This window comes from Bradyrhizobium sp. (genome assembly GCF_049581145.1).
GTDB lineage: Bacteria > Pseudomonadota > Alphaproteobacteria > Rhizobiales > Xanthobacteraceae > Bradyrhizobium.
Genome location: NZ_JBAURI010000063.1, coordinates 1 through 7,966, shown reverse-complemented (window position 1 = coordinate 7,966; position 7,966 = coordinate 1). Strand labels below are relative to the sequence as shown.

8 protein-coding genes are annotated in these 7,966 nt (G+C 65.4%); 6 read left to right on the top strand and 2 right to left on the bottom strand.

All coding sequences use genetic code 11. The features are described from left to right. A partial coding sequence (locus WCB02_RS01795) for a TIGR02677 family protein (protein WP_423955710.1) occupies nucleotides 1-1,166 on the bottom strand: 1,166 nt, incomplete at its 3' end. Nucleotides 1,167-1,727: 561 nt separating this feature from the next. Here WCB02_RS01795 and WCB02_RS01790 point away from each other — a divergent pair. The 6 genes from WCB02_RS01790 to rquA are packed head-to-tail and all read left to right on the top strand — an operon-like array spanning nucleotide 1,728 to nucleotide 7,380. Next, complete coding sequence (locus WCB02_RS01790) at nucleotides 1,728-3,251, top strand: DASS family sodium-coupled anion symporter (protein WP_423955707.1); 1,524 nt, start codon at nucleotides 1,728-1,730, stop codon at nucleotides 3,249-3,251. An 11-nt stretch (nucleotides 3,252-3,262) separates the two neighbouring features. Further along, a complete protein-coding gene (gene frdA / locus WCB02_RS01785; protein ID WP_423955705.1) occupies nucleotides 3,263-5,083 on the top strand; it encodes a fumarate reductase (quinol) flavoprotein subunit in 1,821 nt (606 codons plus the stop codon). Next, complete coding sequence (locus WCB02_RS01780) at nucleotides 5,076-5,855, top strand: succinate dehydrogenase/fumarate reductase iron-sulfur subunit (RefSeq protein ID WP_423955703.1); 780 nt, start codon at nucleotides 5,076-5,078, stop codon at nucleotides 5,853-5,855. Before frdA ends, WCB02_RS01780 begins: the two co-directional genes overlap by 8 nt. Next, entirely contained in the window at nucleotides 5,852-6,256 is a 405-nt protein-coding gene (locus tag WCB02_RS01775) for a fumarate reductase subunit C (RefSeq protein ID WP_423955700.1), read from the top strand. The genes WCB02_RS01780 and WCB02_RS01775 overlap by 4 nt, the downstream gene beginning before the upstream one ends. After that, nucleotides 6,253-6,648, top strand: coding sequence for a fumarate reductase subunit FrdD (gene frdD, locus WCB02_RS01770; protein WP_423955698.1), 396 nt, complete (start codon nucleotides 6,253-6,255; stop codon nucleotides 6,646-6,648). Before WCB02_RS01775 ends, frdD begins: the two co-directional genes overlap by 4 nt. A gap of 42 nt (nucleotides 6,649-6,690) precedes the next feature. Then, on the top strand, nucleotides 6,691-7,380 hold the full coding sequence (gene rquA, locus WCB02_RS01765) for a rhodoquinone biosynthesis methyltransferase RquA (protein ID WP_423955696.1): 690 nt from the start codon (nucleotides 6,691-6,693) through the stop codon (nucleotides 7,378-7,380). Between the two features lie 194 nt (nucleotides 7,381-7,574). Here rquA and WCB02_RS01760 read toward each other — a convergent pair whose 3' ends face one another. Continuing rightward, nucleotides 7,575-7,889, bottom strand: a complete 315-nt coding sequence (locus WCB02_RS01760) for a hypothetical protein (protein WP_423955694.1) — start codon at nucleotides 7,887-7,889, stop codon at nucleotides 7,575-7,577. Nucleotides 7,890-7,966 lie beyond the last annotated feature (77 nt).

Below are 7,966 nucleotides of genomic sequence, written 5' to 3'. Positions count from 1 at the left end.
GCCAGCGGACCGCGCGGAGCCGCCTCGCCATATTCGCGCAGCCGCGGGTGAATCTTCAGTGGGGGCGCGTCCGCCCATCGCGTACTGGCAGGGAGTTCCGCGTCGGCGTCGGTATTGAGCGAAAAATGCCGCGCCGGATTGAGCGCGAAGGCGGCGCGTGCCAGTCGATGCGCCTCAGCATCGCTGGCACAGCCGGCGAACCAGGTAGAGAGCATGCGGAAATCCGCGGAGCGATCGCTGCGGCCGCTACGGCGCTCGTTGAGCGCGGCAATCGCGCTCAAGAGCTGCGGGATGGCCGACCTTGCCCGTGCCCGCAGCAATTCGGCTTGCGAGGGCTCGTGACCGGTGCGGAAGAACCAGCCGCGCAGGCCCTTCCAGCGTTCGCGCCAGGCGTTCCAGGATCGCGCTTGCGCATCATCCCGATCCTGCGCGTCGCCGGGCGCGGCATCGCGCGCCTCGCGGGCGGCGACCTGTTGCAGCATGGCGTCGATGTTCGGCTCCAGGGCCAGCATCAGGCCGGCGATCATGTCGGAGCGGCGCACCAGATCGCCCATGAAGCGCTCCAGATAGTCGATCAGCCGGCGCTTGTAGCTCGCCACCGCGCCGGCCTCGGCCTGCTGCAGCTCGATGCTGCGCGCGACGCCGGCCATGAACGCCTGCGCGTTCTCGGCCAGGCCCTCGAAAACCCGCACCAGATCCCGCAGCGTCTCATGGACCTTGGCCGCATCCGGTACGGTCTCTTCCGCAAGCATCTTCAGCGCCTGCAGCCGGCTGGCGATGTCTTCGAGCGCGACCGTTTGCAGCTCGGCGCGGCGTTGCAGCGTCTGCACGAACAGCGCCAGCGCCGATTCGACGGCTTCGCCGCCCTGCGAAAGCCGATAGAGAAACCGCGCGCGATAGAAATCGCTGAGGCTCGACACCCGGGCCGTATCTGGCTGCGATTCAAGGTTGCCCCAGGCCGCAAGCTGGGTGAGTGCGGCGCTGACGTCTTCGATGCGGGGCGCAGCATCAGGCCAGCGGGCCTCGGCAAGCACCTCGTCGGGGCGCAGCTGCAGGCGATATTGCCGCTTGGCTGCGGCAAAGACGTCCATGATGCAACGATAGAACGCGGCTTTCTCGGCACTGACATGCCTGAACAGCTCGGCTGAATCGCTGACGACTCGCATTGGCTACTTCCCGAAGATTTTCCGTTAGAGGCTGGGGGGTCGCGGACCACACGTTAATGCATTTGCCGGCTCGTTGCAGCGAAATTGGATTTTCGTCCACCATTGCTGGCGCCGCCGAGATGCGCTTTCGCTTCGGTCAGACCCAGTTCTCAGCTCTGATTCCCGGCATGCGGCTGAACTCGCGCATATTGTTGGTCACACGATCAACTCCTCGCCTGCGGGCATGACCGCCAATCTGCATGTCGTGCGGGCCGCAGGGAGCTCCAGCACGCTCCACTTCCGCCCGAAGCCTGATCGAAGTTCTGCTCGGCCATCAGCACCGTCAGGCCGGCACGCAACATCACACAGACGATCGACGGACGCGCGCACGATCTGACGAGGCTTTCGCCTGCCGCGCACATCGTTGCGCCGCATGCCCGCCATGAAGGTGCGAGGATTTGTCGCCTTGCCGCTCCGTCGCAAATCGTGATCACCGCCGCCGGTCAATCTTGATCGAAATCAATACGCTGTGGCGCGCATACAAGATGATTCCCAGGTCAATTCCGCTCACCGGGAAACCTGATGAATTTTCATTCGCTGGCGTTTCGGCACGAACAGCCGCATCTGTTCCAGGCCGCGCCAAAGCCCTCGACGACCCATCGCGCGGTGCTGGCGCTTCTGCCGCTCGCGATCGGCATCGTCATGGCGCTATCGCCGCCGCCGCCAGGGCTGGCGCAGTATAGCTGGTGGTATCTGTCGCTGTTCGTTGCCGTCATCGCCGGGCTGATCGTCGAGCCGGTCCCTGCTGCTGCGGTCGGCTTTCTCGGAGTGACCGCGGCGGCGGTGCTGTCGCGCTTTGTGCTGTACTCGCCGGCGCAACTGGCTGCGGCCGGCTTCAATCCCAACAGCGCTGCGATCTCCTGGGCGCTCAGCGGCTTTTCCAATGCGACCGTCTGGCTGATCTTCTCGGCCTTCGTGTTTTCGCTCGGCTATGAGAAGACGGGACTCGGCAGGCGGATCTCGCTGTTGCTGCTGTCGCGCCTCGGCGGCCGCAGCCTGACGCTGGGCTACGCCATCATGCTGGCCGACCTCGTGCTGGCGCCGTTCACGCCGTCGAACACCGCGCGCAGCGGCGGCGCCATCTTCCCGGTGATCAAGAACATTCCGGAATTCTATCAGTCGAGGCCCAACGATCCGTCGTCGCGGCGCATCGGCAGCTACCTGATGTGGACGGCGATCGCCTCGACCTGCGTCACCTCTTCGATGTTCCTGACCGGTCTGGCGCCCAATCTCCTGGCCGTGGAGCTGGTGCAGAAGACGGCGCATGTCGAGCTCAGCTGGGCGCGCTGGTTCGTTGCCTTCCTGCCGGTCGCGCTGATTCTGCTGCTTTCGACTCCGGCGCTGGCCTATCTGCTCTATCCGCCGGAGATCAAGGTATGTCCTGAAGTGCCGGAATGGGCGCGCAGCGAACTCGGCAAGCTCGGTCCGGTCTCGGCCAAGGAGCTCGTGCTGATCGGCCTCGTGCTGCTGGCGCTGTCCCTGTGGATCTTCGGCGCGAGCTTCATCGATCCGACCACGGCAGCGCTGCTGGTGGTGGGATTATTGGTCGTGACCCGCACCATCGGCTGGTCCGATGTGCTGGACGACAAGCCGGCCTTCAACACCCTGATCTGGTTCGGCACCCTGGTGGCGCTGGCGGGCGGATTGGCGCAGACCGGCGTGGTGGCCTGGATGGCCGGTGAGGTCGGGCCGGTTCTTGCGACCTTGCCGCCGCTGGCTGGCCTGGTTGGGCTGATCGTGCTGTTCTTCCTGCTGCATTATCTGTTCGCCAGCGTGACCGCCCATGTCACGGCGCTGCTGCCGCTGATGCTGACGGTGGCTTCGAAAATCCCGGGCTTGCCGATGGACAAGGCGGCTCTCGCGCTGTGCCTGACGCTTGGAATCATGGGCATCATCTCGCCTTATGGCACCGGCCCGAGCCCGGTCTATGCCGGTAGCGGCTTTCTGCCGGGCTCGGATTACTGGCGTCTCGGGGCGATCTTCGGCGGCTACAATCTCGTGGTCTTCCTCGTGGTCGGCGTGCCGCTGCTGCTCTTCTTCCTCTGATCGGACAGCCCATGGAGCATTTTGACGCTGATATCCTGATCCTCGGCGCCGGCGGCGCCGGCCTCCGGGCAGCGATCGCCGCCGCCGAGGCTGCGCCGGATCTGACCATCGCGCTGGTCTCCAAGGTCTATCCGATGCGCAGCCACACGGTGGCGGCGGAAGGCGGCTCGGCCGGCGTGGTGCAGGCCCATGACAGCCTCGACAACCATTTCAACGACACCGTCTCCGGCGGCGACTGGTTGTGCGAGCAGGACGTGGTCGACTATTTCGTCGCGCACTGCACGCGCGAAATGGTGCAGCTCGAGCATTGGGGTTGTCCATGGAGCCGCAAGCCGGACGGCCATATCAATGTGCGCGCCTTCGGCGGCATGAAGATCGAGCGCACCTGGTTCGCCGCCGATCGCTCGGGCTTCCATATCCTCCACACCCTGTTCCAGACCTCGACCCGGTTTCCCTCCATCAAGCGCTTCGATGAACATTTCTGCGTCGATCTGCTGGTCGATGACGGCCGCGCCCAGGGCGCGGTGGTGCTGTCGCTGTCGACAGGTGAATTCACCGCGATCCATGCCCGCGCCGTGGTGCTCGCCACCGGCGGCGCCGGCCGCGTGTTCCGGCAGAACACCAATGGCGGCATCGTCACCGGCGACGGCATGGCGCTGGCCTACCGGCACGGCGTGCCGCTGCGCGACATGGAGTTCGTGCAGTATCATCCGACCTGCCTGCCCGGCACCGGCATTCTGATCACCGAGGCCTGCCGCGGCGAGGGCGCCTTCCTGCTCAACAAGGACGGTGAGCGCTATCTGCAGGATTATGGCCTCGGGCCGGCTGAGGCCAAGCCGCGCAACAAGTATATGGAGCTCGGGCCGCGCGACCGCCTCAGCCAGGCGTTCTGGCATGAAGAGCGCAAGGGCCGCACCGTCGCCACGCCGCAGGGCGATGCGGTGCTGCTCGATCTGCGCCATCTCGGGCCGGCCAAGATCAGGGAAAGGCTGCCGCTGATCGTCGATCTGGCCAGGGAGTTCATGGGCATCGACGCCACCCTTGCGCCGATCCCGGTGCGCCCGGCCGTGCACTACACGATGGGCGGCATCCTGGTGGATATCCGCACCGCTTCGCCGCTTCCAGGTCTGTTCGCTGCGGGCGAGTGCTCCAGCGTCGGCATCCACGGCGCCAATCGGCTCGGCTCAAACTCGCTTGCCGAACTCTCGGTGTTCGGCCGCGTCGCCGGCGAGCAGGCGGTCGAGTTCGCCCGCGGCAGTTCGGCGCCGCGCCGCTCGGACCAGGCCGCCAGCGTGGAAGCCACCGCCTTGGCGCTGCTCGACCAGAAAGGCTCCGGCGAACATCATGCCGCTTTGCGGGCCGAGATGGGCGCCAGCATGGAAAAGGGCTGCGGCATCTACCGGCTGGGCACCGAGATGCAGGAGACCTGCGACAAGCTTGCGGAATTGCGCCGGCGCTATGCCGGCATCACGCTGCAGGACAAGTCGCACGCCTGGAATACGGATTGGGTCACCGCGATCGAGCTCGGCTTCCAGCTCGAGGTCGCCCAGGCGATGGCGCATTCGGCCTTGGCCCGCACCGAATCCCGCGGCGCGCACCAGCGCCTCGACGGCTTCACGGAGCGCGACGACGGCAATTTCCTGCGTCACAGCCTGGCCCATTATCAGGGCGCTGCCGCTCCCACCATCGGCTACGGGCCCGTGACCATCACCAGGTCGCAGCCCGGCCAGCGCGCCTATGGCGCGGCCGGCGAGCACGAGGAAGCCGCACGCAAGGATGCGGCTGCAACGGTCGGCAATCCCCCAAGGCCGAAGGTCATCCCGCATGTCTGACACCACTTCGAACGTTTCTGCCAAGACCCCTGTCAAGACCATCGAGCTGCGCGTGCTGCGCTATCGCCCGGTGTCGGACCGCGAGCCGGTGTTCGCGAGCTACCGGGTCAGCTATACCGACGACATGTCGGTGCTGCAGGCGCTGCAATCGATCAAGGATACCCAGGACGGCAGCCTTTCGTTCCGCTGGTCGTGCCGGATGGCGGTCTGCGGCAGCTGCGGCATGATGATCAACGGCGAGCCGAAACTGGCCTGCAACACCTTCATCCGCGAGCTCGCGCCGAACGCCGTGATCGTCGAGCCGCTGCGGAATTTCCCGATCGAGCGCGACCTCGTGGTGACGGTCGGCGATTTCGTCAAGAAGATCGAGAGCATCTATCCCTACATCATCCCCAAGACACCGAAGCCGATCGAGGACGGCGCCTACCTGCAGACGCCCGCGCAGATGGCGGCGTATGAATCGTTCAGTGACTGCATCAATTGCATGCTGTGCTACGCCGCCTGTCCCCAGTTCGGCGCCAATCCCGATTTCATCGGTCCGGGCGCGATGGCCCTGCTGCAGCGCTACAATGGCGACTCCCGCGACGGCGCCCGGCAATTCCGGCTCGACCAGGTCCACGGCGAGGACGGGGTGTGGTCCTGCACGGCGGTCGGCATCTGCTCCGAGGTCTGCCCCAAACAGGTCGATCCCGCCAACGCCGTCAATCAGAACAAGACCAATAGCGCGCTCGATTTCTTCCTGCATTATGTTCAGCCGCGGAGCCAGCCATGAGCGAGCGACGCCCGTTCCACCGCCCTCAGCCGCGGCACTGGTGGGCCCACAAACCCTATCTCGCCTACACCCTGCGCGAACTGTCCGGTGTCGCGGTCGCGCTGTATGGCGCGATCCTGCTCGCGGGCCTGATCTGCCTGTGGCGTGGACCGCAGGCCTACGCGGTCTATCTCCAACTCCTCAGGAGCGATGCGGCTTTCGTCGTTCATCTGGTCCTGCTCGCCGTAGTGCTGTGGCACGTGCTGACCTGGTTTCAGATCCTGCCCAAGACCATGCCGAAGCTGATCCTGGGCGGGCGGCCGGTGCCGCAGCGACGAGTGAGCGCGATCGCGCTCGTGGTCGCCATCCTCTGTTCCGCCGCTCTGCTGGTCGTCGTCGCAGCGATAGGAGCCAACTCTTGAGAGCCACCCTGAAGCCTACCGTCATGCATCCGGCGCCGAAGCGGTCGATTGCACCGGTGTTCTGGCTGTTGTTCGGCGCCGGCGGCATGTTGTCGGCGCTGTTCGGTCCGGCGCTGATCATCCTGACCGGCTTCATGCTGCCGCACGGTTGGGGCGTGCCGGCGAATTTTGCCGATTTCGCCCATGTGCTCGCCTTCGTCCGCCATCCGCTTGGAAAACTCCTGGTGCTGGCGGTGATCACGCTGTTCTTCTGGCACGGGGCCGAACGGCTGTTTCTCACCCTGAAGGATATGCGCGCCGGCAATCTCTTGCTATTGCGCCTCATGACCTACGGCGTCGCAGCCCTGCTGACGCTGGTGACCATTGCGTTGCTGCTGGCGATCGGCTTCTAAGGCCGGCTCGCAATCCATCCTATTCCCCCGGAGGACATGCACTTGCTCGACCGTTCGTCACAGCTGACCGCTGCTCCGATCCCAGACTATCTCCGCAACGTCTATAGCTGGGCCTATCTGACACCCTGGCTGACCGGCTTCCTGGATCGGCAGGTCGTGGTCCAGGCCATTCTCTGGGGCAATGCGCAGCGCCTGATCGGCGATGTGCTGGCCGCGGTCAAGCCGGGGGATCGGATCTTCCAGCCGGCCGCCGTCTATGGCAGCTTTTCCCGGCAACTCGCCGAGCGGATCGGGCGGGATGGCCGTCTCGACGTCCGCGATATCGCGCCGCTGCAGGTCGCGCTGACCCGGCAGAAGCTCGCGGGTCTGCCGCAGGTTCACGTCGCCTGCCGCAACGCGGTCGATCCGGAGCCGCGCGAATTCGATGCGGTGGCCTGCTTCTTCCTGCTTCACGAGGTGCCTGACGACGTCAAGGTGCAGATCGTGCAGGCGATGCTGCAACTGGTGCGGCCCGGTGGCAAGGCGATCTTCATCGATTACCATCGGCCGCATCGCTTCCATCCGCTGAAGCCGGTGATGCGGCGGGTGTTCGCCTGGCTCGAGCCGTTCGCGATGACGATGTGGTCGCGGGAGATCGAGGAGATCGCCGGGACCAGCGCCGCTGCTTTCCGCTGGAGCAAGCGCACTCGTTTCAGCGGGCTCTATCAGACGGTGACCGCGGTGCGGGTCTGATTGCGCTCGCCGGCGCGGGTTGACGGAGAGCTCAATACCCGCGATCAGCACCGCGTCGCCGTCGAGACGAGAATCTTCCGTCTGTCCTCCGGCGGATCGCCCTGTGATCCGCCGGAATAGCCTGCTTGCCTGTCACCTGACGACCGGCAGCTAGCCGAAGTTCCTGCGGCAGAGCATGGCCACAGGGCCTCAGGTCATCCCAAGAAGATTTCGGGAGGAAGGTCGGGAATCTCAGGTCCGGGCTCGTCGGGGGCCTTGGGCAGCTTGATATTCTCAACTGCTTTCCAGGCCTTGATCGCCAGTTTGCCCGTGCCGATCGCCAGTCCGCTCCCGGCGACGGTCCCGAATCCGACCGCGGCGGCGTTCGCCGCGTCGCCTGCGGCGTGTTCGACTCCGCGAACCAACCCGCCCCAACTGAACCCGCCGCCGACCCTCTCGGTCTCATCGGGCGAGAGTTCGCGCAAACCGCCGCCTTCGTTGGCCGTGATCCCATTGCTGTTCTGCATCACTGTTCTCCTTGAAGAGATTGACTTGAAGCTACCGAATTGAGGTTCGCCGTTGCTGCAAACGATGGCTTGTTACGGTC

Bases quoted from the DNA above. Each gene is read 5' to 3' on its own strand.
- WCB02_RS01780 (WP_423955703.1), top strand. From the start codon at position 5,076: ATGTCTGACACCACTTCGAACGTTTCTGCCAAGACCCCTGTCAAGACC.
- WCB02_RS01775 (WP_423955700.1), top strand. From the start codon at position 5,852: ATGAGCGAGCGACGCCCGTTCCACCGCCCTCAGCCGCGGCACTGGTGG.
- WCB02_RS01790 (WP_423955707.1), top strand. From the start codon at position 1,728: ATGAATTTTCATTCGCTGGCGTTTCGGCACGAACAGCCGCATCTGTTC.
- frdA (WP_423955705.1), top strand. From the start codon at position 3,263: ATGGAGCATTTTGACGCTGATATCCTGATCCTCGGCGCCGGCGGCGCC.